The following is a 24,563-nucleotide window of genomic DNA, read 5'->3' on the forward strand; positions in this document are numbered from 1 at the left end:
AAAAAACGCTTGATAGGAGACAAACCATGAAATCACCTCTTCCCAAACTCGGCCTGCCCCTGCTGGCGCTGCTCGCGCTCAGCGGCTGCGGCGACGGCTCCCTGGTGTTGCAAGGGCCTTCCACCTCCAACGAGGCAGCGCCGGTGACGGCCACCTGCCCTGCCGATGTGCCCACCGACGCGAAATGCCTGTCCGGCCGCGACTCCAAGGGCGCGTTCTACATGATTGCAGTGCCGGCAAAGTGGAATGGCATCCTGGTGATGCATGCGCATGGAGGCCCCGATCTGGCCGCGCCCGATCTGGACCGCTCCATGGAAGACCTGACCCGCTGGTCCATCATGGTGAAGTCAGGCTACGCGTGGGCGGGCTCCTCCTACCGCCAGGGCGGGGTGGAAGTGCGCGCTGCCGCCGAAGACACGGAACGTCTGCGCGGCATCTTCCGCAAGCATGTGGCGATCCCCAGCAAGACCATCTTGCATGGCCAATCCTGGGGCGCTGGCGTGGCAGCCAAGGGCGCGGAGATGTTCACGCTAGATACTGTCGGCGAGCGTCCCTACGATGGCGTTTTGCTGACCAGCGGCGTGCTGGGTGGGGGCACACGTTCCTACGATTTCCGGCTCGACCTGCGCGTGGTCTACCAGTACCTGTGTGGCAACCACCCACGCCCCAGCGAACAGCCTTATGCACTCAACCTCGGCCTGCCTGCCAATGTCACGATGAAGCAGGCGGATGTGGCGCTGCGCGTCAACGAATGCTTGGCGCTCAACAAGCCCGCTGCCGAGCGCACACCCGAGCAGAAGGCCAAGATCCAGACCATTGTCAATGTGATCAAGATTCCCGAGAGCGCCATCCAGTCGCACATGAACTGGGCGACCATGCACTTCCAGGATATCTCCGCCAAGCGCACCGGCGGCGAGAGCCCGTTCGGCAATGAAGGCGCGGTCTACTCCGGCTCTGCCGACGATGCAGCCCTGAACGCCGGCGTGCTGCGCTACAAGGCCAATCCCGCCGCGTACCAGAAGTTCGCCACCGACACCGACCCGGTTGGCAAGATCCCTGTGCCGGTGCTGTCCACCAAATGGATCAGCGACCCGACCGCGTTTGTGGAGCTCGATTCTCGTTTCCGCGAGGTGATGCAAGAAGGCGGCAGTGCTGCTCGTCTGGTGCAGACCTTCACGACAAACGGCACCCACAGCTTTATCAGCGATCCCACCTATCCCGCGCTGATGGACGCGCTGCTGCAGTGGGTGAACAACGGCACCAAGCCCACGCCTTCCGGTATCGCCAGTGCCTGCATCGGCATGGAGGCGACCTACGGCAAGGGCTGTAGCTTTGATGCGAGCTACACGTCACCGGCGCTGTCCACACGCGTCGCTCCGCGTCAGCGTCCGCAGTGATCACTGCTGGCGCTGGCCCACGCTGAGGCCGGTGCAAAACTTGCGGTAAAACACGGCGCACTGGGCCGTGTTTCTGCGTTCATCCTCAGCCTGGTGCCGCCCGCACACACACCAGTGCATCCACCTGGTCCAGCAGCAACTGCAGATGCCGCTCGCGCAAGGTGTCGCCGAGAAGGTCCACCTGCAGCAGGCTGCGCCAGGTGGCGGCGTGGTCGATGCGAAAGCCGCTGAGGGCGGAGATCAGGTAGTGCACATCGGTGGCAGTGACGTCAGGCTTGAACAGGCCCTGGGCCACGCCGCGTTCCAGGATGCGCTCCAGGGGGGTCAGGGCTGCGCGGCGCAGCGATTCGTTGTTGGAGACCTGGCCCAGCATTTCGCCGCCCTGGAAGTTCTCCTGCAGCACCAGGCGGGTGAAGGCCTGGTTGTTGGCGTGGTAGTCAAAGCTTTTCTGGGCCAGCGCATGCAGGGCTTCCAGCGGCGCCAGTGCGTCGAGGTTCAGGCTTTCTTCCGAAGCGCGGATGTCGGTGTAGCTTTGCTCGATGACGGCCAGGTACACATCCTTCTTGTTGCCGAAGTAGTAGTACAGCATGCGCTTGGCGCAGCCGGCCTTGGCCGCAATGCGTTCGAGCCGGGCGCCGTCATAGCCATAGTTGGCAAACTCGGTCTTGCCGGCATCGAGCAAGGCCTGGCGCATGCCTGCCGATGCGCCGGTCTCATCTGCCTGGGGGTCTTGAGGGGTTGGCTCTTGCTGGCCTTGTTGCTTGCTCACTGCCGGATCTCCGTGGACACAAGCGGGCAAGCGTAACATGCGCGCTCCCCGCCGAGGCCGGGGTAGAAAAAAGCCATGGCTTGCAGTGCAGGCCATGGCGCTTTTCGGGTCGGGGGCAGGGTGGCCCCTGCGTGCTTAGCGGGCCTTGTCAGGCAAGGCGTAGGCGATCACGTAGTCGCCACGGTCGGGCGACTGGCGCGCGCCGCCAGCGGAGATCAGCACATACTGCTTGCCGGTCTTGGGCGATTGGTAGGTCATCGGGCCGCCCTGGCTGCCCACGGGCAGGCGGCTCTTCCAGATCTCCTGGCCGTTGGCCGTGTTCCAGGCGCGCAGGTAGTAGTCCTGCGTGCCGGCAAAGAACACCAGGCCGCCCTGGGTGGACAGGCTGCCGCCCAAGGTGGGCAGGCCGACGGGCAAAGGCAGGCGCATCTTGATGCCCATCGGGCCGGTGTCCTGCACGGTGCCCACCGGCACTTGCCAGACCACCTGCTGGGTCTGCATGTCGATGGCCGAGAGCGTGCCGAAAGGCGGCTTCTGGCAGGGGATGCCCAGCGGTGACATGAAGCGGTCCTTGATCACCGCATAAGGCGTGCCGCCCAGCGGCACCTGGCCCATGCCGGTGTTCGGCTGCTCGCCGCCATCGGACAGCGTGGCCTTGGGCTTTTGCGGCATCATCTGCACCCACAGGCCCAGGCGCATGTCGTTCACAAAGATCAGGTGGTTGTTTGGATCGGCCGAGATACCGCCCCAGTTCATGCCGCCCAGCGATCCGGGGAAGCTCAGCGATACATCGGTGGACGGTGCCGTGAACAGGCCTTCATAGCGCATCGATTTGAACTTGATGCGGCAGATCAGCTGGTCCAGCGGCGTGGCGCCCCACATGTCGGCTTCGGTCAGGGTCTGCGTGCCAATCTGCGGCATGCCGACGGAGACGCGCTGGGTGGGGGCATATTTCTCGCCGGCAATGCCTGCGGGCTTGACGGGCACATCGTCCACCTGGGTCAGCGGCTGGCCGCTTTGGCGGTCCAGCACAAAGATCTGGCCGGCCTTGGTGCCCACCACCAGTGCGGGCGTGCTGCTGCCATCCTTTTTGGGGAAGTCGATCAGGGTCGGGGCCATCGGAATATCAAAGTCCCAGAGGTCGTTGTGCACGGTCTGGTAGACCCATTTCTCATGGCCGTTGGTGGCGTCCAGCGCCAGGATGGAGGCGCCATACTTCAGATCGGCTGCGGAGCGGGGCACGCCGTACAGATCGACCGAGGGCGAGCCCATGGGCAGGTAGACGGTGTTGGAGCTGGGGTCGTAGGTGGTGCCGGCCCACACATTGGCGGACGAGCGCGTGTAGGTGGCACCAGGGGCCAGCACCTCGTTGGGCGTGTTGGAGCCCGCATCAAAGGCCCAGCGCAGCGCGCCAGTCATCACATCAAAACCACGGATCACGCCGCCGGGCATATCGACCTGGACGTTGTCGGCCACGCGGCCGCCGATCACGATGGTGGTACCGGCCACGGTGGGGGCCGATGTGAGGGTGTAGTAAGCGGGGTTGGCGATGGTGCCCAGGCCTTGCTTCAGATCGACAATGCCCTGGTTGCCAAAGCCGGCGCAGAGCTCGCCGTTGTCGGCATTGATGGCAAACAGGCGCGCATCGATGGTGTTCATCACAATGCGGCGCTGGCACTGGTCGCCAGCGGGCAGCGCAACGGGCTGCACGGGCGACGAGCCCGCCACCTGCGGCACTGGCAGCGGTGCATCGGCATCAAAGTAGGCCAGGCCCCGGCAGCGTTCCCAGACACCGCCGACATGCGAGTTGGTGTCGTGGCGCCACAGCTGCTTGCCGGTATCGGCATCCAGCGCAATCACGTTGTTGCTAGGCGTGCAGACAAAGACCTTGTCACCCACTTGCAGCGGCGTGGTCTGGTCTTCGGCACCGGCGCCGGTGGATTGGGGCACATCGCCGGTGTGGAAGGTCCAGGCCACTTGCAGCTGGTTGACGTTGTCCACATTGATCTGGTCCAGCGCCGCAAAGCGGTCGTTGTTCGTGCCATTGCCGTAGTGGCTCCAGTCCTTTTGCGCGCTGGCGGCATCCACCGGCTTGCGGCTGATCGCGGCCTGGTTCTGCACCTCAGGATGGATCTGGAACATGGAGGCAAAGCTGACCAGGCCCACCAGCAGCAGCACGCCTGCCAAAGCCAACGGGCCCTTGTTGCTGCGCGCACGCGGAGTGCCCGCTTGCAGCAGCGGCAGGCAGGCGCTGACCACGGCTGCGCCAAAGGTCATCGCCAGCAGGCGCGAGACCAGGCTCCAGTAGTCCAGGCCCACCTCGGCCAGCGCCCAGAGCACCGTGGCGGCAAAGGTAGCCAGGTACAGCCAGCCGCCCGAGCGGCGGCCGCGCAGCACCTGCACGCCCGACAGCAGCAGGCCCAGGCCCGCCAGCAAAAAGTACCAGCTGCCACCCAGGCTGATGAGTTTGCCGCCGCCGACCAGGAAGGCCAGGCCGGCCATGGCCAGCACTGCGCCCAGCACGCCGAGCAGCAGGCGCACGGCCAGTGACGGTTCACGCGCTTGTTGTGTCATATCGATCCTCGAATCTGTCTTGGGCCTGGCAGGCGCAGGGGCCCTCTGCACAAGGCCAGGAATAGGCGCTGTGCAGAGGGCCCTGAGCAGTCGCTGCTACAGACCTTGTCTTGTGTGAGAAAAAATGTCCATTGTGGTGAGAAATAAAGTCCATCGCTGCCTGGTGTGTACCGGACATTTCAAAAATTTCTGAAATCAATAGCTGCTGAGCCACCCCGGGCGGGCGCAGATGGCAGCAAGAAGGGCGCTGAAACGGCGAGGTGTTCAGGCGCTGAAGTGCTGCTTCATCAGTGGCTTCAGAATCCCGTGCACGGCCTTGACCAGGCGGTTGTGCGGCCGCGCTGCCGGTGTGGCCAGCACGATGCGGTTGCGGATCACCGGATGGCTGACCTGGGCGGTGAACACCGGGGCGCTGCCTGGCCAGGTCTTCACAGCGCTGGCGGGCACGACCGAGCAGCCCACATTGCGCGCGACCAGGGACAGCACCATCTTGATGGAATCGACCTCGGCCACGATGCGCAGCGGCAGCTGCTGGTCCTCCACCGCGTCGTCAAAAATCATGCGCAGCGCCTGCGGGCGGCTGGGCAGCACCAGCGGGTAATCCACCAGCTGCGCGACCTTGACCCGCTCGGGCAACGGCCGGGTGCTGATCAGCACCAGCGGTTCGCGCGTCAGCGGCTCGGTCAACAGCTGCGGCGTGGGGCTGGGGTCAAACAGCACGGCCACATCGAGGCGGTCGGCCAGCAGCCATTCGCGCAGGCGAATGCTCAGGCTCTCTTCGACAATGATCGAGGCATCGGGGCAGGCCTGCAAAAACTGCTGCACCACATCGGGCGTGATCAGGCTGGCCACCAGCGGCGGCAAACCCAGCCGTACCTTGCCGCGCGGGCTTTGCAGGCGGTCGGCCATGTCGGCCTTGGCGGCATCCACGGCCGCGCTGATGCTGCGCCCATGGGCCAGCATGGCCTTGCCCGATTCGGTCAGCCGCACGCCCCGGCCATGGCGCTCGAGCAGCGGCTGGCCCAGCTCGGCCTCCAGCAGCTGCACCTGGCGGCTCAAGGTCGGCTGGCTCAGGTTCAGCGCCGCAGCGGCCTTGCTGTAGCTTTGGGCCTGGGCGACCGCCATGAAGTACTGCAAGCGCACAAAATCCATGCATCACCTCTATATCTGATATTTGGATTTTATAGGTGATCAAAAATGCGGCAGTTTCACAATGCGCCCAAGACGACTCTTTGATGGCCTTGCATGAACGCTCCGACCTCCGATCTCCAGCAGCCCATACAGACCTATATGCTGGCGCCCTCCAAGCCCAGCCTGGTGCTGCCCGCCGGCAGCTGCGACAGCCATGTGCATGTGTTTGGACCGGTGCATGCCTTTCCCTATGCAGCGCAACGCAGTTTCACCCCTGCCGATGCCGGCAAGGACACCTTGTTCGCGCTGCACCGCCATCTGGGCATCGGCCGCTGCGTGATCGTGCAATCGGCCTGCCATGGCTATGACAACCGCGTGGTCGAGGATGCGATTGCCCACGGCGGCGGCCGCTACCTGGGTGTGGCGCTGGTGCCGCTGTCGGTTACGCGTGCCGAGCTGCAGCGCCTGGCGGTGGCCGGCTTTCGGGCGATCCGCTTCAACTTCATGAAGCACCTGGACACCGGCGCCTCGGTCGAGGACGTGGTGGCCTTGACGCCGATGCTGGCCGACCTGGGCATGCATCTGCAGATCCATTTTGAAAGCGCGCTGATCCACAGCCTGGGCCCTGTGCTGCAGCAATCGGCCTGCCCGGTGGTGATCGACCACATGGGCCGCGTCGATGCCACGCTGGGCCGCGAAGGGGCCGATTTCCAGGCACTGCTGCGGCTTCTGGAGCAGCCGCTGTTTTACGTCAAGGTCAGCGGTATCGACCGTATCGATGCGACACCGCCTTACCAGCACGGCATTGCGCGGGCGCAGGAGCTGGTGGCCCATGTGCCCGACCGCGTGCTCTGGGGCAGTGACTGGCCGCACCCCAACCACACCCATGTGCCCGATGACGGCATGCTGGTTGATGCGCTGGCGCAGTTCAGCGCCAACCCCGCGCATCTGCAGGCCTTGCTGGTGGACAACCCCCAGCGCCTGTACCGCTTTGCCGCCTGAAACGTGCACGAGGAATAAAGCATGCCGATTTTTGATGCCAACACCCCCGTCAACCCGCAAGGCCGGCTGGCTGGCAAGGTGGTCTACATCACCGGTGCCGGGGCCGCAGGCGCCGGCTGGGGCAATGGCCGCGCCACCGCGATCCGCTTTGCGCAGGAAGGCGCGCTGGTGTTTGGCGTGGACCGCAATGCCGAGGCGCTGCGCGAGACCGAAGACAGCATCCGCAGTGCCGGTGGCCAGTTTGTCGCGGGCCATTGCGATGTGATGGACCCGGCGTCGATCGCCGCATCGGTGCAGGCCTGCCAGGCGGCGCTTGGACGCATTGATGTGCTGGTCAACAACGTGGGCGGCTCGGCCAAGGGCGGGCCGGTGGAGATGGACGAAGCGGTCTGGGATGCCCAGCTGGACTACAACCTCAAGAGCGTGTTTCTGTGCTGCAAGGCGGTGCTGCCGCTGATGCAGGCGCAGAGCGCGGGCAGCATCGTCAATATCTCGTCGACCTCGGGCATGCGCTGGACCGGTGCAGCGCAGATCGCCTATGCATCGAGCAAGGCGGCGGTGATCCAGTTTTCCAAGGTGCTGGCCGTGCAGTACGCGCCGCACCGCATCCGCGTGAACACCGTCGTGCCCGGCCAGTTGCACACGCCCATGGTCGAGACCCGCTTGGCCGGCCAGCGCGCGGGGGGCGATGTCGAGGCGTTGCTGGCCCAGCGCCAGGCGCGCATTCCGCTGCCCTTCATGGGTGATGGCCGCGACACCGCCAATGCGGCGCTGTTTCTGGCCTGTGACGAATCGCGCTTTGTGACGGGCACCGAGATTGTGGTGGACGGCGGTATGACCGTGCGCTGCGGATAAAGCAAGACTGATCAAGGAGACAACCATGCGATTCCAAGCCTTTCCCTCGGCCCGCCAGTGGCTGCACGCCGCCTTGCTGGGCACCGCGCTGGGCTGCGCCAGCAGCGCGATGGCGCAAAGCGATATGACACGCCTCTTGGTGGCCTTTCCGCCAGGCGGCCCGGTGGACTTCATTGCGCGCAGCATGTCGCAGCAGCTGGCCAAGGAACTGGGCCACCCGGTGATTGTGGAAAACAAGCCCGGCGCCAACGGCGCGATCGCCGCGGACAGCGTGATCCGCTCCGCACCCGACGGCAAGACCCTGTGGCTCACCAGCGTGGGTGCGGTGGCCATCAACCCTGCGCTCTACCCCAAGCTCAACTACAAGCCCGCCAGCGATCTGGTGCCCGTCTCGCTGGTGGTCAACAACGTGGAGATCATGGTGGTCAACGCGCAGACCAGCTTCAAGGACGGCAAGGACTTTGTGCAGGCCGCCAGCCAGCGCAAGGACAAGCCGATGACGATGGCGTCCTCGGGCACCGGCAGCGTGCCGCATCTGGCGGCCATCCAGCTCAATGAATCGGCCGGCCTGAACCTGATGCATGTGCCCTACAAGGGCGCGGCCCCCGCCATCACCGATCTGATGGCCGGCCATGTCGATGGCTTTTTTGGTGATATTCCCGGCCTGGTGGGCGCCATCGACAGCGGCAAGTTCCGGCCCGTGGGCATTGCTGCTGCCAAGCGCAGCGCCCGCTATCCGAATGTGCCCACCTTCGACGAGCTGGGCTACAAGGGTGTGGATTCGAACAACTGGTATGCGGTGTTTGCGCCCAAGGGCACCAGCCCCCAGGTAGCGGCCAGCCTGAGCCGCGCCATCCATGCGGCCTTGCATGCGCCCGATGTGCAGCGCAAGATCGAGGCCTCCGGTGCCGAGGTGGTGGGCTCCAGCCCCGAAGCGCTGGCCCAGCAGCTGGCGACCGACACCGAGAAGTGGACGGCCATCATCCGCCGCAACCGCATCACCCCCGATTGAGATGGAAAGACCGACATGCGCATAGAAGCGATTGAGCCGGGCACCCGCAGTGCGCTGGCGGAGCTGGAGCAACAGATCCAGGCCGAGCGTGGCCGCATCTCGCCGCTCTACCAGGTGCTGCTGCACAGCCCCGCCATTGCCAAGGGCTGGGAGCAGATGCTCTCTGCGGTACGCAACTACAGCAGCATCGATGCCGGGCTGCGCGAGCTGATCATCCTGCGGGTAGCCATGCTCAACCAGGCCGCCTACGAGTTCGATGCCCATGTGCCGCATGCGCTCAAGGCCGGCATGACGCACGCCGCCATCGATGCGACGCGCGACACCGGTACCGCTGCCAGCCCGGCCTGGGATGGCCTGCAGCAACTGGCCATTGCGGTGACCGATGCGCTGACCCGCGATCTGCAGGTGCCCGAGCCGCTGTTTGCCCAGGTGGCTGCGCGCTTCAGCGCGCAGGAGCAGGTGGAGCTGTTTGCCACCATCGGCGCCTACAACATGGTGTCGCGCTTCTTGAACGCCTTTGAGATTGGCCACTGATGTCCGCACCCGCCATCGACAGCCTGCTGCTGCGCTGCACGCCAGCGGCGCATGAAACCGCCACCACGCTGGCGCAGACCGCCCTGGCGCTGCTGCGCCAGGACTTGGCCGATCTGCGTTTGCTACGTGTGGCCCAGCAGCCGCAAGGCGTTGCCTATCTGTACTTTGCACTCGGCAGCCCGCAGCCGCTGAGCGCTGATCAAACAGTGCAGGCCGAGCGCCGTTTGCAGAATGCGGGCATCGCTGGCCTGGCGGCCTGCGAGCTATCGCGCCTGCAACTGGTGATGCACTGCACCGGCCCCGCCCTGGGCGAGGCCACACCCGTGCACTATGCCGTCGAAATGGACCCCGAGAGCGGCTGGCAGGACGAGCTGTTTGCCTGGTATGACCAGGAGCATCTGCCCGGTCTGGCCAGCGTGGCGGGCACCGCCCAGGCCTTTCGCTACCTGAACCTGGACCATGGCCCGCTGTCGCTGGCCTGCTATGACCTGGTCGATGCGGAGGTGATGGGCTGCCCGGCCTGGCTGGCGGTGCGGGGTACAGATTGGAGCGCGCGGGTGCGGCCGCATTTCACGAATACACGGCGCACGATGTTTGATACGCAGGCGCTGCCTTAGGCGGCCGCCACTGGCGAGCACAACTCCACCAGGCTGCCATCCGGGCAGCGCACATAGGCCACCACCTGGCCCCAGGGCTTGGTGGTCGGTGCTGCCAAAGCGGTTGCACCGGCGGCCAGTGCGCGCTCGTAGGCCGCAGCCACATCGTCGCTGACCAGGGCGATCTCCACACCCAGTGGCTGGGCCGATTCCGAGGCTGCTACATGGCCACCGCTGAAGTTGGCGTGGCCCAGCGCATGGTCGGCAAAGGCCAAGGTGGTCGCGCCCGTCTCCAGCTCGCCGTAGCTGCCCGAGGGGTGCAGAAAACGGGTGGCCAGGCCAAAGGCCTGCGAGAAAAAGGCCAGCGACGCGGCAACATCGGGCACATAGACGATGGTGTAACCGAACTGCAGTGCGGGCATCGTCATACGCGCACCAACTGGCCATGCACCTCCTGCGGATTGCGCAGCAGGCTCAGGATAGGGCAGGTGCTTTCCACCGATGCGTACAGTGCATCGATCTGCAGATCGCTGGCGGGCGAGCCCAGGCGCACTTCATAGCGGATGCCCTGCAAGCCACGCGGCAGGGATTCAAAGCCGGGGGTGCCGGCGCGCGCATCCATGCTGCCCCAGACATCGACCTCGACGCTATCGAGCGGCACCTGCATGGCGGCGGCCTGGATCTCGAAGATGTGCACCATGCAGGTGCCCAGCACGCCCAGTTGCAGCTCGGGCGAGCTGGGGCCCAGGTCGTAGCCGGCAAAGCCGTTGGCGCTGTCGCTGATGATCTGGTGGTCGCGGATGCGCATGCGGCGCAGGCCGGTGCGGCCCTCGGCCGTCACCTTGGCATGCAGCGGGCTGGGGCCCACTTCGCCATCGGTGATGCGCTGGTCGCGGGCCAGAACCGCCTTGCGCTTGTGGACCAGAAATTCGTTGAGGCTCATGGCAACTCCTTCAGATTCAGTGTTTGTGGTTGGCGCGGCGTGCGAGCCATTCGCCCGCAAATTGCAGCACCGAGACCAGGGCGACGAGGATGACGATGACTTCAAACATCACCCGTGTTTCATAGCGTTCATAGCCATAGCGGATGGCCAGATCCCCCAGGCCGCCCGCGCCCACGGCGCCGGCCATGGCCGAGGCGTTGACGATGGCGATCACGCAGACCGTCATGCCGCCGATGATGCCGGGCAGGGCCTCGGGCAGCAGCACATGGCGCACGATGTGCCAGCGCTTGCAACCCATGGCGCGCGCGGCCTCGATCAGGCCATGGTCCACATCGTTGAGGCTGACCTGGGCGATGCGGGCGAAGAAGGGGATCAGGTTGGCCGACAGCGGCACCACGGCCGCCCAGGTGCCCAAGGTGGTGCCCACCAGCGCGCGGGTGACCGGCAGCAGCGCAACCAGCAGGATGATGAAGGGGATGGCGCGGAAGATGTTCACCAGCACCGACAGGCCCTTGTAGAAAAGCGGGCGCGCATACAGGCCCTTGGGGCCGGTGACGGTCAGCACAATGGCCAGCAGCAGGCCGCAGCTGATGGCGATGACCGAGGACACGCCGACCATCAGCAGGGTCTGGCCCAGGGCCTGCAGGTATTTATCAATGGGGCTGGACATAGCCAAGAATCTCCAGGGTATCGGCACCTGCGGCCTGGCGCAGGGTCTCCACAGCCGGCAAGGGGCTGGCCGGCAGGCGCACGATCAGCTGGCCCACGCTGTGGCCTTGCAGATGGTCCAGGCCGCCATGGATCAGCTGGGCGCCGCCGCAGAGCGAATCCAGCGCCTGCAGTGCGGCCAGCGGCAGGCCCTGGCCGGGTGGCAGGCCATGAAAGCGCAGGCCGATCAGCGCCTGGTTGTGGCTGGCATCGGGTGTGGGCTGCAGCTGCTGGGCGATCTCATGGGGCAGGCCTTGTTTGAGCGAATGCAGCATGGCCTGCGAGGCCGCGCTTTGCGGCGCGCCAAACACCGACCAGACCTCGCCCAGCTCCTGCATGCGGCCATGGTCCAGCACCAGCACGCGGTCGCAGATGGCGCGGATGACGGCCATGTCATGGGTGATCAGCACCACTGTCAGGCCGAGCTGGCGGTTGATGTCGCGCAGCAGGTCCAGAATCGATTGCGTGGTCTCCGGGTCCAGTGCCGAGGTGGCCTCGTCGCAGAGCAGTACCTCGGGCGAATGCACCAGCGCCCGGGCAATGCCCACGCGCTGCTTTTGCCCACCCGACAGTTGCGCCGGGTAGGCCTGGGCCTTGTTGGACAGGCCGACCAAATCGAGCAGCTTGCCCACGCGCTCCTGCATCTGGCGGGCGCTGGCGCCGGCCACGCGCAGCGGCAGCGCCACGTTCTCCCAGACGGTCTTGGACGACAGCAGGTTGAAGTGCTGGAAGATCATGCCGATCTTGCGGCGCAGCTGCACCAGGTCGTCCTCGGGCAGGCGGGCCGGATCAATGCCCTGCACCTGCACGCGGCCCTGGCTGGGCACCTCGAGCGCATTGATGGTGCGCAGCAAGGTCGACTTGCCCGCGCCGCTGCGGCCGATGATGCCGAAGATCTCGCCCCGGCGGATCTCGAAGCTGATATCGGCCAGCGCCTGCATGGCGCCGGGCTTGCCGTCGGCGCCGTCATAGCTCTTGCCGACCTGCTCAAAAACAATGTGCGCGGCCATGCTCAGAAGGCCGGTGCGTACATGTCTTTGAACTTGGTGTTGATGAGCTGGCGGATCGTGTCGTTCTGGAACGAGGCGACCAGCTGCTTCACCCAGGGCGCATCCTTGTCCTGGCTGCGCACGGCGATCAGGGCCGCATAAGGATTGCCTTCGCTCTTCTCGACCGCAATGCCATCGATGAAGGGGCGCAGACCGGCCTGGAAGGCGAAGTTGCTGGTGATGGCCGCCGCATCCATGTCCTGCAGCGAGCGCGCCAGCACCACGGCAGCGCCTCGGTAAAGCGCAGCTTGCGCGGGTTGTCGATGATGTCGGCCGGGCCGGCCTTGGGGCTGAAGGGGTCAAAGCCATCGCGCAGGCGGATGAGGCCATGGTCGCGCAGCACGATCAGCGCCCGCGCCTGGTTGCTGGCGTCATCGGTGATGCCGATGTGCGCGCCCTGGGGCAGGTCTTCCAGGCGCTTGTGCTTGCGCGAATAGAAGGCCAGCGGCGACATCATCGTCGTGCCCACGGCGCTGATCTTGTAGCCGCGTTGGCGCACCTGTTCTTCAAGAAAGGGCAGATGCTGGAAGGCGTTGGCCTGCAGGTCGCCATTGTTCAGCGCCTCATTGGGGCTGACCGAGGCGCTCATCACCACCAGCTCCAGGTTCAGGCCCTTGGTCTTGGCGACCTTGGCGACTTCGGTCCACAGGTCTTCTGCCACACCACCGCGAATGCCCACCTTGATGACCTTGGGCGCACTGGCATCCGCAGCCCAGACAAAGGCGGAGGAGGTGGCGGCCAGGACGGCCAGGCTGCTGTGGAGAAACGCGCGCTTGTTCATGACATGAAACCTGTTTTACAAAAACAGCCCGCAGTGTACGCCATCGTTTGCTGCAGTGCAGCATGCGCCAGGCTTGGCGCAGCGGTGTCATGCGGCGGTCATCAGGAACCTGCATTCCCTATCGATCAAGGGAATAAGCACCAGCGGTGGTTGAGAGCCGTTCTCAGCGGCTGCTGCAGGCCTTGCAGGTTTGCAAGGCCAGACGGTGCAGTGCCTGCCAGCCATTGGCCGGCCACTCGGGCACCTTCAGCCCCTTGACGATGCCATCGACCGCATGGGCCGAGTGCAGCAGGCGGGCGACGGTGGCATCGCTGATGCGGGGCAGCACGCGCTCGAAATGGCGTTCCTTGTTGCCCCAGACGCGGTTCTCGCGCAGGGCCATCGGCATGGGCCGGCCATTGCGCAGCGCGTCCTTGACCCGTTTCATCGCGCGGATGTCTTCGGCCAGCGCCCAGTGCACCAGCACCTCGGCCTCACCTTCGGCCTGCAGGCCGTTGAGCATGCGCTCGGTGCGCAGCACCTGGCCCGACAGCACGGCATCCGAGAGCTTGAACACGTCGTAGCGGGCAACATTCAGCACCGCCTGCTCGACCTGTTCAAAGCCGAGCTCGCCTGCCGGGTAGAGCAGGCCGAGCTTTTGAATTTCCTGGTGGGCGGCGAGCAGGTTGCCCTCGACCCGGTCGGCAAAAAAGGCCAGGGTGCGCTGGCCTTCTTCACCGGCTTTGACATGCTGCTTTTGCTGCTGCAGGCGCTGGGCGATCCAGGCAGGCAGTGCGGCCCGCTCGATGCTGTCGATCTGCACGGTGACACCATGCGACTCCAGCGCGGCAAACCAGGCGCCGGTCCTGGTGGCCTTGTCCAGGCGCGGCAGCACCACGATGGTCAGGGTGCTGTCGTTGTCCACGCTGCTGCTTACCAGCTGCTGCAGCGCCGTGCTGCCTTCCTTGCCGGGCTTGCCGCTGGGGATGCGCACCTCGATGATCTGCTTGTCGGCAAACAGGCTCAGGCTGCCACCGGCTGCCAGCACCGCGCTCCAGTCGAAATGGGCACCGGCGACGGTAAAACTGCTGCGCTCGGTATAGCCGTTGGCGCGCGCGCTGGCGCGGATGGCATCCACGGCCTCTTGCACCAGCAGGGGCTCGTCGCCATGCACGGTGTACAGAGACCGCAGCCCCTTGCCCAGCTGGGCACTCAACTGATTCAACGGCACTTGCATGCTTGGTGGCGCTTCCCGGGCTGCGGGGCCGCAGCGCTTGTCATTCGGTAGGGGTGACGGACTTGACGATGGCCAGGCGGCGCACGATCTGCTGAACGATGTCGGTCTGCATGTTGCGGTAGAGCATTTCCTCTTCGTTGGCCTTGGACAGCGCGTAGGTTTCCAGGTAGCTGATTTCGCGGTACTGCATCAGCTCGGAATCGGGCACATAGAGCCCGCCCTTGGCATCACGCACGCGAAAGCGCGTGATCAGGCGGATCTGCAGCTCGCGTACCTCGCCGGCCGCATTGCGCGAGACGACGACGCGCTCGCGGCGCTGGCCCAGGTCATCGAAGATGGCCTCGGCCTGCGTGGCCTGGGTCGGATCGCGCAGCACCTGCAGGCTGCCGGCAGCCTCCAGGTGGCGTTGCAGTTCTTTGAGGAAGGCCGAATTGGCGCTGCCGTTCAAATACAGCGATTTGAAGGCGAAATCCACCGATCCGCGCAGTTTGAAGCCGCATGCCGCCAGCAGCGGCACGCTTGCCAGGGCAGTAAGCAGCGTGCGTTTTTGCATGGCGCTTAGACTACCACGTTCACCAAGCGGCCCGGCACGATGATGACTTTCTTGGGCACCGCACCATTGGCGATTTTCTGGAAGTCTTCATTGGCCAGAGCAGCGGCTTCAATCGTGGCCTTGTCGGCACCGGCGGCCACGATGATCGAGCCGCGCAGCTTGCCGTTGACCTGCAGCATCAGCTCGATTTCGTCCTGCACCAGCGCCTGGGCATCGACCTCGGGCCAGGCGGCATCCAGCAGGCCCCCGAAGGCCTGCTGGTAGCCCAGCGCATCCCACAGCACCTGCGTCAGGTGAGGGGTGGCCGGGTAGAGCGCACGCAGCAAAATGCCAAAGCCTTCGACCAGCGCAGCACGGCCGCCTTCGCTGTCCACGGCCTTGAAGTCTTCCAGCGCGTTGATCATCTTCATCGCGCCCGACACCACGGTGTTGTACTGCATGCGGCTGTAGTCATAGGCCACCTGCTTGAGCACGGTGTGGATCTCCAGGCGCAGCGCCTTGGCTTCCTTGCCAAAGGCGGCGCCGGCAGCGCTGGCCGCCTGGGCGCGGGCAGCATCAAACTCAGCCGCATGCAGCTTGCTGCCGAAGTTGTAGACACGGCGCAGGAAGCGGTAGCTGCCTTCGACGGCCGACTCGTTCCACTCCAGGGTCAGCTCGGGTGGCGCGGTGAACATCGTGTAGAGGCGCGCGGTGTCGGCGCCGTACTTCTCGATCAGGTCCTGCGGATCGACACCGTTGTTCTTGGACTTGGACATGGTGCCCACGCCCTCGTAGTCGATCGCGGTGCCTTCGGGCAGCAGGCCATCGGCGCTGTCCACGGCCACCTTGAGCTTGGCGCCCACGACCTTGCCGGTCTCGTCAAACACCTGCTCCACATCCTTGGGCCAGAAGTATTCCTTGCCGCCCTTGGCGGTGCGGCGGCTGTAGATGTGGTTGAGCACCATGCCCTGGGTCAGCAGCTTGGTGAAGGGCTCGTCGACCTTGACCAGGCCGAGGTCACGCATGACCTTGGTCCAGAAGCGGGCGTACAGCAAGTGCAGGATCGCATGCTCGATGCCGCCGATGTACTGGTCCATCGGCATCCAGTAGTCGGCGCCGTCGGCCACCATCTTCTCGCTGTTCTTGGCATCGCAATAGCGCATGAAGTACCAGGACGAGTCCACGAAGGTGTCCATCGTGTCGGTCTCGCGGCGGGCCGGCTTGCCGCAGCAAGGGCAGACCACGCCGGCGTGGAAGGCTTCGCTCTTGATCAGCGGGTTGCCGGAGCCATCGGGCACCAGGTCTTGCGGCAGCACGACTGGCAGGTCCTTCTCAGGCACCGGTTGGGCACCGCAGTCTTCGCAGTGGATGATCGGGATCGGCGTGCCCCAGTAGCGCTGGCGGCTCACGCCCCAGTCGCGCAGGCGCCAGGTAGTCTTGAGTTCGCCCAGGCCCTTGGCTTCGAGCGCCTTGGCCACCGCTTGCACGCCTTCCTTGTAGTGCAGGCCATCAAAGGCGCCGGATTCGATGAGGACGCCGCGCTCCTTGTCGCCATACCAGTCATGCCACTGCTGCTGGTCGTAGGGGCCTTCGCCTTGCACGGCGACCACCTGGCGGATCGGCAGGCCGTATTTGTTGGCAAACGCAAAGTCGCGCTCGTCGTGGGCGGGCACGCCCATCACGGCGCCGTCGCCATAGCTCATCAGCACGTAGTTGCCGATCCAGACCTCGACCTGCGCGCCGGTGATCGGATGGGTGACGAACAGCCCCGTGGGCTTGCCTTCCTTTTCCTTGACGGCGAGTTCGGCCTCGGTGGTGCCGCCCTTCTTGCATTCTTCGATGAAGGCGGCCAGCTCGGGGTTGGAGGCAGCGGCATGCATGGCCAGCGGGTGCTCAGGCGCCACGGCGCAGAAGGTCACGCCCATGATGGTGTCGGCACGCGTCGTGAAGACATACATCTTGCCGTCGCCGATCAAGCTGCCGTCGGCGTTCTTCACGTCATGCGTGAACGCAAAGCGCACGCCGGCGCTCTTGCCGATCCAGTTTTCCTGCATCAGGCGCACCTTGTCGGGCCAGCCGGTCAAGGTTGCCTTGTCGTTGCCCATCTGCACATGGTCCAGCAGCTCTTGCGCGTACTGGGTGATGGCCAGGTAGTAGCCCGGGATCTCGCGCTTTTCCACCAGCGCGCCGGTGCGCCAGCCACGGCCGTCGATCACCTGCTCATTGGCCAGCACGGTCTGGTCCACCGGGTCCCAGTTCACGGTCTGGGTCTTGCGGTAGGCGATGCCCTTTTCCAGCATCTTCAGGAACAGCCACTGGTTCCACTTGTAGTAGTCGGGGTCGCAGGTGGCGACCTCGCGGCTCCAGTCGATCGCCAGACCCATCGCCTGCATCTGCTTTTTCATGTAGGCGATGTTGTCGTAGGTCCACTGCGCAGGCGGCACGCTGTTCTTGATCGCGGCGTTCTCTGCGGGCAGGCCGAAGGCATCCCAGCCCATCGGCATCAGCACGTTGTAGCCCTGCATGCGCAGCTGGCGCGTCAGCATGTCGTTGATCGTGTAGTTGCGCACATGGCCCATGTGCAGCTTGCCGCTGGGGTAGGGCAGCATCGAGCAGGCGTAGAACTTTTTCTTGCCCGCGTCCTCGGACACGCGGTAGGCATCTTGGGCTTGCCACTGGCTTTGCGCGGCGGCTTCTACGTCGGAGTGGTTGTATTTTTCTTGCATGGAACTGGTCAGGAAAAAGCGGCCGCCCACGGGCTTTCCGGGGCGAGGTCAATTGGGCAAAGATTGTAGGCCCATCGCCATAGCCCGTGGATGGCGAGTGCCGCACGCTCGGGTGCGGTTATCCAGTGCATGTAAAAATAAATGGCTATCTCTTTATCGATAGCCAGTTCTGTGATGGCGGCGCGCCCTTGGCCGTGCCGGCTGCATCCCCCATTTCCACCCGATTTATCCTCCCCCTCTTTGAAAGGACCTTGCCTCGTGACCTGGGAAACCCTGGAAAAATTTGAACCCTGGATGCAAACGGCCGCCGGACTGGCGGCCTTGGTGTTGCTGGCCTATGCGCTGCGCCTGGTGGTGCGCCTGGCCCTGCTGCAGATCGTGCCGCGCTTTCGCGCCAGCCTGGGCGCGGTCTGGCTGCGTACCTTGCTCGACAACCGCATCCTCGTGCGCGTGGCGCAAATCGTGCCCTCGCTGGTCGTTCAGACGGGGATTGCCGCCGTGCCGCACCTGCCGGTCATTGCCAGCACGGTGATCCGCAATGTGGCCATTGCCGTGACGGCGCTGCAGGTGGCGCGCCTGCTCTGCGCGATCATGGACAGCATCCAGGAGGCCAATGAGAGCCAGCTGGAGGCCGAACAAAGCACACGCTCGGTCAAAAGCTATGTGCAGCTGGGCAAGATGCTGGTGATGGTGGTCGCGGGCATCGTGATGGTGGCCACATTGATCGACCGCTCGCCGCTGATTCTGCTCAGCGGCCTGGGCGCCATGTCGGCGGTGCTGATGCTGGTGTTCAAGGACACGATCCTGTCGTTCACCGCCGGTGTGCAATTGGCCAGCAATGACATCCTGCGCGTGGGCGACTGGCTGGAGATGAACCAGGTCGGCGCCGATGGCGCCGTGGTGGACATGGCGCTCAACACCGTCAAGGTGCGCAACTGGGACAACACGATCACGACCATCCCCACCTGGCGTTTGATGAGCGACAGTTTCAAGAACTGGCGCGGCATGTCGGAATCGGGCGGCCGCCGCATCAAGCGGCCCCTGTGCATCGACACCACCTCGGTGCGCTTTCTGACCCGTGCCGAAATCGCCGAGCTGAGCCATATCGCGCTGCTGCGCCCTTACCTGGAAAGCAAGGTCGCCGAGATCACCGCGTACAACCAGGATTTTTCCGCCAAGGCCCCGGACATGGCCGACGAGATCGTCAACCTGCGCCAGCTCACCAATATCGGCACCTACCGCGCCTACTGCAATGCCTACCTGCAGGCCCACCCCAAACTGCGCAAGGACATGACCTTGATGGCCCGCGCGATGGAGCCGACCAACCAGGGCTCGCCGCTGGAGATATACGCCTTTACCGACACCACCGCCTGGCTGGAATACGAGGCCATCCAGGGCGATATCTTTGACCACCTGATCGCCATCCTGCCGGAGTTCGGCCTGCGCGTGTTCCAGGTGCCCTCGGGCAATGACATGCAGGTGGCGCTGCGCCAGCACGAAGTGCAGGCCCTGCAGCGCTGAGCCTGTCTGCCGCTTAGCGGCGCGTGCCCTGGGCCGGGGCTGCCGCTGGCGCCGGAGACGGCACGTTCGCTACCGCTGCGGGCGGCGGCTCCGGCGCCACGGCCACCGGCTCGTCGGGCTCTGGCACCGGCGCTTCGCTGGCTGCGCTGGTCGCTTCCGGGCTGTGGATGCCCAATGGGCTTTCCCAGATCGAGCGGCCGGGCAGCGGCAGCACCGGCTGGCCATCGGCATCGGCCAGGCCCACCAGCAGCGCGCGGCCATCGGGCAGCACCCGGAAGTCGCCATAGCGCGTCTGCTCGAAATGGCGGCCCTGGCCTTCGGGGAAGAAATAGGCATCGGTCACCAGCACCCACTGGCCCTTGAGGCGTTTGAGCGGCAGGGCCAGTTCGCCTTTTTGCAGGGTGTCGGTAGCGGTCAGCAAGCCCTGGATGGTGGCCACGCCCTGGTCGTCAATGCTGGCCCGTACCAGCTGGCGGGGGCTGACGATGTTCTGGAGCTTTTCACGCATGTCAAAGGGCAGTGCAAAGTTCAGCGCCATATAGTCGCCCTGCATCAGGGAGCGCGGGTCCACCGGGACCAGCGGCACCAGAATGCGCTGGCCATGGGCAATGACCTGCTCCTTGCCGCGCACATCCCAGTTCACAATGCCCAGCGCCAGCATGGCGCCCACGATCAACCCCACCCATTGCAGACGGCGCTGCGGCGTTGCAGGTTGTGCAGCTGCTGCCGCCGTGCCGGCATCGGCCGCGCGGCGCAGCACCCACAGGCAAGCCAGCAGCAGCAGACCGACCAGCGCCAGGCCCAGGCCCTTGGCGGCCAGCGACCAGCCCAGGTGGTAGTAGAACTGGGCCAGCGCGACCAGCGCCAGCAGCGCGCAGAGCACCGCAATGCGCCAGCGCGCCGCCAGCAGGGCGCCCGTTGCCACCAGGCTGACGACGGCCAGACCGGGGCTGAACCACGCGGCCAGCGCCAGCATGGCACCGGCCAGCAGCAGGTTGTGCTCGCCCTGGCGGTTGGTGGTGCCACGGGCGCGCCATTGCCGCGCCAGCATCCAGGTCGCCAGCGCCACCACCACAACGGCCAGTGCGCGCCCGGCAGGGAAGGCCCAGGGGACAAAGTCGCCACTGTGTTCCCAGAAGACCGCCCGGGCCACATAGCCGGAGGCGACATGGCTGATCAGCACACCGACGATGGCCGCATCGGCAAAGGCCGCCCAGCGTGGCTGGGACCAGCGCTGCGCCGCTTGGGCCAGGCGGGCGGGCTCGGCACGCAGCCACAGGCACCAGAGCAGGGCGGGCAGCAGTGCATCGAGCTGCAGCGGCAGCATCGCTGGCAGCCAGGACTGCAGCGCCATCAGGCTGACCACCACGGCCATGCCCCAGCCCAGGCCCATCAGCGACTGGATCCAGCGCATCTGTGCCAGCGCGGTGCCCAGCATCAGCACCAGCGCCGACAGCGTGCCAATCAGCAGCATGCCCAGGCGCGAGTCGGCGACATCGCCCAGGTTGACCAGTACCAGCAGCCCGCCTGCGCACCAGAGCACGAGCGCCACGCAGTTGACGAAGGCCTGGCGCGACTGGTGCATCAAGCCACCGGCTGCGGCCAGCAACACCAGGCCCAGCACGACGCCGCCGGTGCCGAACACAAAGCGCTCGCCCAGCGCAAATGCCAAAAACACGGCCAGCGGCACCAGGCTGGCCAGTGCGCCCAGCATGGCCAGTGCCAGCACCAGGGCGGGCGGCTCCTCCAGATCCGGGGCCGGCGCATCGCCTTGCACCAGGCCTTGTTGGCGGGCCTGGGCCCACCAGCTGGGTTGGGTACGCAGAAACGACAAAGGACGGATGGCAGCCATCACAGCACCTCCTGGTGGTCGCGTTGCTGGGCGTGCAGGTAGTGCTGCGCGGTGATCAGGGCCTTGACCGAGATGCCCAGGCAGACCATCACGATGACGGCAAAGGCAAGCAGGGCTTCGGTCTCATGCCACTCGAATATCCAGCGGGCGATGAGCGACAGCACCAGGACATTGGCCGCCAACGTGGCCAGGCAGGTGCAGATGAAGTCGCGAAAACGGCTGAACAGCGACACCAGCAGGCTGCCAGCCACCAAGGCAGCACTGAGTGCAAAGGCCGCCACGGTCTGGCGTGTGGCGTCGTCAAACAGCTGCACGGTGGCAATCGCCGACCAGGCCGCCAGTGCGCCGCCCAGCGCCAGGCGCTGCGACCACCAGCCCATGCCGCCACGCACCCGCAAGGCCGGCACGCAGTACACCAGCAGCGGTACCAGCGCCAACGCCAGCCACAGCCCCAAGCGCAGCATCAGCTGCGCAAAGCTGTCGCGGTCGGCGACCAGCACCTGCCAGAGGTCGAGCTTGCCGGTCCAAAAGACGATGGCCGCGGCGGCGATCAGTACCCAGACGGACCAGAGCAGATCGCTGGCGGCCAGTGCCACCCAGACCAGCGCCAGCGCGGCCCAGGCGGCAAACAGCTGCCAGGCATCGGCGCCGGTCTGGTAGGTCTGGCCGACATAGGCCAGCAGACCGCCGAGCACCAGAGTGGCGCAGAACAGGGCGGCCAGCCGCAGGCGTGGCCACAGGCAGGCGGCCAGCACGGACAGCGCCAGTGTGCCTTCGATCAGCCCCAGCTTGAACCAGTGCGACTGCGCCTGCCAGTTGGCCGCCACCCAAAAGATCAACCCGCTGGCGACCAGCAATGCGCCAACCAGCAGCAAGCCGGCGCGGATCTTGCGGGCCAGATCGGCGGGCGCACCGGCCGAGACGGCCAATGCATACAGCGGCGCGATGCGCGGGTCACCGGGCGCCGACTGGGCATTGACCTGGTAGAGGGTGGAGTCCATCCGTGTGTTCCTCGTTGGTGGGCCATTGCATGCTGGTGCAGCAAGGGCCTGGGTGCCACCGCCCCATGCGGACGGCACAGCCAGCAATATAACCAAACGGGTACGGAGCTGGCCATGCGCCCAGTCAGGTAGCTTCAAACGATACTGTCAGGCCCAGCCAAACGCGACCGGGCGGGGCTGGGCAGAGGGGCTCAGCGCGCTGCGGGCGCCTGCGGTTGGGCCACAAAGCCCATGCGGCTCAGGCCGGCGGTTTGCGCCGCATCCATCAGCTCGACGGCGCGGGCATAGGGCAGGCTCTGGTCGATGGACAGCTGCACCTCGGTCTGCGGATTGCGTTCGGCCTGCTGCTTGAGCAGGTCCTTGAGGGCGTCCATATCAGTAGCCTTGCCATCGGCAAACAACTCGCCCTGGGCATTGATCTGCACCGCAATCGCGGCGGGCGGGTTAGCCCGCGTGGCGCTGGCGGCCGGGGGCAGGTCCAGGCGAATCGAGGCGGCCAGCAATGGGGCAGCCATGATGAAGATGACCAGCAGCACCAGCATCACATCGACCAGCGGCGTCACATTGATCGCGCTGATCGGCGGGCTGGCCGGGGTTTTGTTGAAGCGACCGAATGCCATGGTGCAAAAGGCTGGGTTGGCGGCGGCTCAGCGGCTGCCCACCAGCGCGATGGCGTCCACGGTGTTGTGGGCCTGCATGCCGGCGTAGGCCTGCGGCGCCTGGGCCGCCTGCTGCAAGGCCCAGGTCTGCATATCGTGGGCAAAGCCTTCGAGCAGCTCCTCGACCTGCGCGAGCCTGCGACCCAGCAGGTTGTAGGCCAGCACGGCCGGCAAGGCGACGGCCAGGCCGGCGGCGGTCATCACCAGCGCCTCGCCCACAGGGCCGGCCAGCTGCTCCAGGCTGACATGGTCTGCACCGGCCAATGCCGCCAGTGCCTGGTGGATGCCCCAGACCGTGCCGAGCAAACCGACAAACGGGGCCGTGGCACCGATGGAGGCCAGCACCGTCTGCCCCCATTGCAGCCGGTGGCTGGCGCCATGCAGCGCCTCGCGCAGCACCCGGGTGGTTTGCACCTGGGCACCGCTGGCCACGGCCAGGCTGTGGTGGGCGGCGGGCTCGGCCGCCACAATGTGCGCAATGGCATCGGCCACCGGCGTCAGCAAGGCGGCGCGGTCAATCTTCGGCAGCTCCAGGCGTGCCTGCTCCCAGCTGCTGGCCTGCCAGAAGGCATCGGTGGCGCGCAAGGTGGCACCATGGGCGCGGCCCAGCCACCAGGCCTTGTAGAGAATCAGCACCCAGCTGGCGACGGACATCAGCAACAAGACCAGGGCCGTGGCCCGGGCGACGCCGTCTGCTTGCGAGAGCCATTGCCAGATCGTCATGGTTGGCCGTCCTTCTAAAAAGCGGGGTGGCTGTGCCGGACTGGGTTTATTTCAGGCCGAGCACGTCGTACATGTCGAACAGGCCGGCCTTCTGGCGGGCCAGGTAGCGTGCGGCACGCAGGCTGCCATTGGCGTAGCCTGCGCGGCTGCTGGACTTGTGGGAGATCTCGATGCGCTCGCCATCGCCGGCAAACAGCACGGTGTGGTCGCCAACGATATCGCCGCCGCGCATGCTGGCAAAGCCGATGCTGTTGGCCACGCGCGCGCCGGTGTGGCCAAAGCGCTCGTAGACGGCGCGGTCGGCCAGCTGCGTGCCCTGGGCTTCGGCAATCACCTCGCCCATTTTCAACGCCGTGCCCGAGGGGGCATCGACCTTGTGCTTGTGGTGGGCTTCGACGATTTCGATGTCGTAGCCGCCTTCCTGCAAGGCCTTGGCCGCCATCTCCAGCAGCTTGAAGGTCACGTTCACGCCCACGCTCATATTGGGCGAGAGCAGGACGGCGGTCTTGTCTGCCAACTGGCGGATCTGCGCTTTTTGCGCGTCGCTGAAGCCAGTGGTGCCGATGACCACGCCGACGCCACGTTCCGCCGCCAGCGCCAGGTGCGCCAAGGTGCCTTCGGGGCGGGTGAAATCGATCAGCACATCCGCGCCCTGCAGGCCCTGGCCCAGGTCGGCGGTGATCTGCACGCCGGTGTTGCGCCCCAGAAAAGCGCCCGCATCGGTGCCCAGGCTGGGGTTGCCCGGCGCATCGAGCGCGCCGCTCAACTGCAGGTCGGGGCTGGCCAGCACGGCTTCGATCAGCATGCGGCCCATGCGGCCGCTGGCGCCTGCAATGGCGACGGCAATACGGGGACTGGTGGAGGAGGAGAGGGGGGCGGTCATGGATCGGATCCTGGGGCTCAAGCGGGCAGCATCTCAGCGGACATCGGACACGGCCCAAAGGCGGTGCTGGCCACCCGCTGCCAGCGCAGCGCGGGTGCA

24 protein-coding genes are annotated in these 24,563 nt (G+C 65.7%); 7 read left to right on the plus strand and 17 right to left on the minus strand.

Going from position 1 to position 24,563, the window contains the following annotated elements:
• Positions 1–26: 26 nt before the first annotated feature.
• Positions 27–1,397, plus strand: coding sequence for a hypothetical protein (locus ACHWUQ_RS17400; RefSeq protein ID WP_394681888.1), 1,371 nt, complete (start codon positions 27–29; stop codon positions 1,395–1,397).
• A gap of 85 nt (positions 1,398–1,482) precedes the next feature.
• Here the strand turns inward: ACHWUQ_RS17400 and ACHWUQ_RS17405 are convergent, their stop codons facing one another.
• The 3 genes from ACHWUQ_RS17405 to ACHWUQ_RS17415 all read right to left on the minus strand — a co-directional run bounded on the left by ACHWUQ_RS17405 (position 1,483) and on the right by ACHWUQ_RS17415 (position 5,892).
• Entirely contained in the window at positions 1,483–2,166 is a 684-nt protein-coding gene (locus ACHWUQ_RS17405; RefSeq protein ID WP_394681889.1) for a TetR family transcriptional regulator, read from the minus strand.
• A gap of 135 nt (positions 2,167–2,301) precedes the next feature.
• Positions 2,302–4,740 (minus strand): membrane-bound PQQ-dependent dehydrogenase, glucose/quinate/shikimate family, encoded by a 2,439-nt coding sequence (locus tag ACHWUQ_RS17410; protein WP_394681890.1) that lies wholly within the window; start codon positions 4,738–4,740, stop codon positions 2,302–2,304.
• A gap of 264 nt (positions 4,741–5,004) precedes the next feature.
• Positions 5,005–5,892, minus strand: coding sequence for a LysR family transcriptional regulator (locus tag ACHWUQ_RS17415; protein WP_239810384.1), 888 nt, complete (start codon positions 5,890–5,892; stop codon positions 5,005–5,007).
• Between the two features lie 93 nt (positions 5,893–5,985).
• Here ACHWUQ_RS17415 and ACHWUQ_RS17420 point away from each other — a divergent pair, with 93 nt between their 5' ends.
• The 5 genes from ACHWUQ_RS17420 to ACHWUQ_RS17440 are packed head-to-tail and all read left to right on the plus strand — an operon-like array spanning position 5,986 to position 9,891.
• Positions 5,986–6,873 carry an amidohydrolase family protein gene (locus ACHWUQ_RS17420; protein ID WP_394681891.1) on the plus strand — a complete coding sequence of 296 codons (888 nt, stop codon included), beginning with the start codon at positions 5,986–5,988 and terminating at the stop codon, positions 6,871–6,873.
• A gap of 21 nt (positions 6,874–6,894) precedes the next feature.
• Complete coding sequence (locus tag ACHWUQ_RS17425; protein WP_394681892.1) at positions 6,895–7,728, plus strand: SDR family NAD(P)-dependent oxidoreductase; 834 nt, start codon at positions 6,895–6,897, stop codon at positions 7,726–7,728.
• A gap of 25 nt (positions 7,729–7,753) precedes the next feature.
• Entirely contained in the window at positions 7,754–8,740 is a 987-nt protein-coding gene (locus tag ACHWUQ_RS17430; RefSeq protein WP_394681893.1) for a Bug family tripartite tricarboxylate transporter substrate binding protein, read from the plus strand.
• Positions 8,741–8,755: 15 nt separating this feature from the next.
• Positions 8,756–9,274: a carboxymuconolactone decarboxylase family protein gene (locus ACHWUQ_RS17435; RefSeq protein ID WP_394681894.1), complete on the plus strand. Its 519-nt coding sequence runs from the start codon at positions 8,756–8,758 to the stop codon at positions 9,272–9,274.
• Positions 9,274–9,891, plus strand: a complete 618-nt coding sequence (locus ACHWUQ_RS17440; protein ID WP_394681895.1) for a hypothetical protein — start codon at positions 9,274–9,276, stop codon at positions 9,889–9,891. Before ACHWUQ_RS17435 ends, ACHWUQ_RS17440 begins: the two co-directional genes overlap by 1 nt.
• Here the strand turns inward: ACHWUQ_RS17440 and ACHWUQ_RS17445 are convergent.
• The 9 genes from ACHWUQ_RS17445 to leuS form a co-directional block, all read right to left on the minus strand.
• Positions 9,888–10,283 (minus strand): VOC family protein, encoded by a 396-nt coding sequence (locus tag ACHWUQ_RS17445; protein ID WP_394681909.1) that lies wholly within the window; start codon positions 10,281–10,283, stop codon positions 9,888–9,890. The two genes, ACHWUQ_RS17440 and ACHWUQ_RS17445, sit on opposite strands and share 4 nt — an antisense overlap.
• 11 nt (positions 10,284–10,294) lie before the next feature.
• Entirely contained in the window at positions 10,295–10,813 is a 519-nt protein-coding gene (locus ACHWUQ_RS17450) for an OsmC family protein (RefSeq protein ID WP_133858245.1), read from the minus strand.
• A 16-nt stretch (positions 10,814–10,829) separates the two neighbouring features.
• The gene (locus ACHWUQ_RS17455) at positions 10,830–11,483 is read right to left on the minus strand and encodes a methionine ABC transporter permease (RefSeq protein ID WP_133858244.1); all 654 of its coding nucleotides are present in this window, start codon (positions 11,481–11,483) and stop codon (positions 10,830–10,832) included.
• Positions 11,467–12,531 carry an ATP-binding cassette domain-containing protein gene (locus tag ACHWUQ_RS17460; protein ID WP_312531131.1) on the minus strand — a complete coding sequence of 355 codons (1,065 nt, stop codon included), beginning with the start codon at positions 12,529–12,531 and terminating at the stop codon, positions 11,467–11,469. The genes ACHWUQ_RS17455 and ACHWUQ_RS17460 overlap by 17 nt, the downstream gene beginning before the upstream one ends.
• Positions 12,532–12,533: 2 nt before the next feature.
• Positions 12,534–12,767: a MetQ/NlpA family ABC transporter substrate-binding protein gene (locus ACHWUQ_RS17465; RefSeq protein WP_394681896.1), complete on the minus strand. Its 234-nt coding sequence runs from the start codon at positions 12,765–12,767 to the stop codon at positions 12,534–12,536.
• A complete protein-coding gene (locus ACHWUQ_RS17470) occupies positions 12,659–13,351 on the minus strand; it encodes a MetQ/NlpA family ABC transporter substrate-binding protein (protein WP_394681897.1) in 693 nt (230 codons plus the stop codon). Before ACHWUQ_RS17470 ends, ACHWUQ_RS17465 begins: the two co-directional genes overlap by 109 nt.
• Before the next feature lie 163 nt (positions 13,352–13,514).
• Complete coding sequence (gene holA / locus ACHWUQ_RS17475) at positions 13,515–14,567, minus strand: DNA polymerase III subunit delta (protein ID WP_239810390.1); 1,053 nt, start codon at positions 14,565–14,567, stop codon at positions 13,515–13,517.
• A 40-nt stretch (positions 14,568–14,607) separates the two neighbouring features.
• On the minus strand, positions 14,608–15,120 hold the full coding sequence (gene lptE / locus ACHWUQ_RS17480; protein ID WP_239810391.1) for an LPS assembly lipoprotein LptE: 513 nt from the start codon (positions 15,118–15,120) through the stop codon (positions 14,608–14,610).
• 5 nt (positions 15,121–15,125) lie between these two features.
• Positions 15,126–17,825 (minus strand): leucine--tRNA ligase, encoded by a 2,700-nt coding sequence (leuS, locus tag ACHWUQ_RS17485; protein ID WP_394681898.1) that lies wholly within the window; start codon positions 17,823–17,825, stop codon positions 15,126–15,128.
• A gap of 294 nt (positions 17,826–18,119) precedes the next feature.
• Between leuS and ACHWUQ_RS17490 the strand changes: the two genes are divergently transcribed.
• Positions 18,120–19,346, plus strand: a complete 1,227-nt coding sequence (locus tag ACHWUQ_RS17490; RefSeq protein WP_373450923.1) for a mechanosensitive ion channel family protein — start codon at positions 18,120–18,122, stop codon at positions 19,344–19,346.
• Between the two features lie 13 nt (positions 19,347–19,359).
• On the opposite strand, the gene ACHWUQ_RS17495 is transcribed toward ACHWUQ_RS17490, so the two are convergent.
• The 5 genes from ACHWUQ_RS17495 to dapB all read right to left on the minus strand — a co-directional run bounded on the left by ACHWUQ_RS17495 (position 19,360) and on the right by dapB (position 24,464).
• Positions 19,360–21,198, minus strand: coding sequence for a GDYXXLXY domain-containing protein (locus ACHWUQ_RS17495; protein ID WP_394681899.1), 1,839 nt, complete (start codon positions 21,196–21,198; stop codon positions 19,360–19,362).
• The gene (locus ACHWUQ_RS17500; protein ID WP_394681900.1) at positions 21,198–22,199 is read right to left on the minus strand and encodes a DUF2157 domain-containing protein; all 1,002 of its coding nucleotides are present in this window, start codon (positions 22,197–22,199) and stop codon (positions 21,198–21,200) included. The genes ACHWUQ_RS17495 and ACHWUQ_RS17500 overlap by 1 nt, the downstream gene beginning before the upstream one ends.
• Before the next feature lie 191 nt (positions 22,200–22,390).
• Positions 22,391–22,819 (minus strand): biopolymer transporter ExbD, encoded by a 429-nt coding sequence (locus ACHWUQ_RS17505; RefSeq protein WP_239810396.1) that lies wholly within the window; start codon positions 22,817–22,819, stop codon positions 22,391–22,393.
• 27 nt (positions 22,820–22,846) lie between these two features.
• Positions 22,847–23,581 carry a MotA/TolQ/ExbB proton channel family protein gene (locus ACHWUQ_RS17510; protein ID WP_394681901.1) on the minus strand — a complete coding sequence of 245 codons (735 nt, stop codon included), beginning with the start codon at positions 23,579–23,581 and terminating at the stop codon, positions 22,847–22,849.
• Between the two features lie 46 nt (positions 23,582–23,627).
• The gene (gene dapB / locus ACHWUQ_RS17515) at positions 23,628–24,464 is read right to left on the minus strand and encodes a 4-hydroxy-tetrahydrodipicolinate reductase (protein ID WP_312461804.1); all 837 of its coding nucleotides are present in this window, start codon (positions 24,462–24,464) and stop codon (positions 23,628–23,630) included.
• Between the last annotated feature and the right edge of the window lie 99 nt (positions 24,465–24,563).

Origin of the sequence: uncultured Comamonas sp., assembly GCF_964277875.1 — a bacterium.
Taxonomy (GTDB): domain Bacteria; phylum Pseudomonadota; class Gammaproteobacteria; order Burkholderiales; family Burkholderiaceae_C; genus Comamonas; species Comamonas sediminis.